At 65.3% G+C, this 1,194-nt stretch carries 1 protein-coding gene; it reads right to left on the bottom strand.

The annotated features are described in order from the left end of the window. Positions 1-12 precede the first annotated feature (12 nt). A complete protein-coding gene (locus tag ACZ6DT_RS40175; protein WP_465605317.1) occupies positions 13-1,116 on the bottom strand; it encodes an IS630 family transposase in 1,104 nt (367 codons plus the stop codon). Positions 1,117-1,194 lie beyond the last annotated feature (78 nt).

The following is a 1,194-nucleotide window of genomic DNA, read 5'->3' as shown; positions in this document are numbered from 1 at the left end:
TCTAGTGCCGCGTCACGCAACGTTGGGTAGGTAATCCGGACGGCGGATCTTCGAGCCCGCCGCGAAGTGACGTTTCGGGTGGCAATGCCGGTTGCGCCACCGGAGATAGCCGGCGATCGCGGCTTCCTGAACGGCATGGGAGGGGTAGTCACTCCCGTCGAGGGTGAAGTAGCGCAGCGCGGTGAACTCGCATTCCACCCAGTTCAACCAGGAGGCGTTGCTCGGCGTGTAGACCAGTTCGATCCCGTGACCGGTGCACCAGTCGACGACCTCGGCCTTGGCGTGTGGCTTGTAGTTGTCGCAGATCAAATAGAGCTTGCCGGTCGGGAAGCGGCGGCGGAGCTGCTTGCAGAAGTCAAGGAACTGCGGCCAGCGTTTGCGGTCACGGAACCGATAGAACACCTGCCCCGACGTAAGATCGAGCGCGGCGAACATCTGCCGCACCCCGGCATGGCGGTTGTAGGTGGCGCGCAGCCGGGCTGGCTGACCGCGCCGGAACCAGCCGCGACCAGGCCGGGGTTGCAGATTGAGCGGCCCGAACTCATCGACGCAGAGCACGCGGCCATCGGTGGGTGGATGGTCGTAGAGGTCCAGGATGCGAGCCATCTTCGTGGCGAAGTCCGGGTCACGGCTGGCCTTCCACGTTTTGGTGCGCTGCCAGCTGATGCCCGCCTTGTTCAGGATGCGTCTCGCGGTCTCGGCGGAGACGGCCAGCCGATGGTGTTCACGCAGGTAGGCGACCAGTTTGGTGAGGCTCCAGGTGGTGAAGGGTTGCCCGAGCTCACAGGGTGCACTGCGGGCGATGCGGCAGAGGAGTTCGCGGGCGGCCGGACCGAATTTAGCTGGTCGGCCGCCGCTCCATTTTGGGTCCAGCGCCGCGAACCCCTGGTCGTTGAACGCGTGGATCACCTCCCGCACGTAGTTTTCGGTCGCGGCGAACATCATCGCGATCTCGCCCGCGGGCCGCCCCTGCACCGACGCGAGCACGATTCCAGCCCGACGCAGCCGGACTCGGTCGCGTGTCGACCTGGTGATTTTCACCAGGCGTTGTGCTTGTTCGGGCTCTAATTCGTGCACGAACACCTCTGGCTGACGAGCCACGGGCACCACCTCCACCCGGCAGCCTGCCAGGCGAGATCAGCGCGCCGGCCTACGGGCTATTACCTCGCCAACCATCTGCGTCACGGCACTAGC

This window comes from Amycolatopsis sp. NPDC041971 (assembly GCF_055588925.1).
Note: the sequence above shows the minus strand (reverse complement) of the source record. Positions and strands in the feature narration are given on the sequence as shown.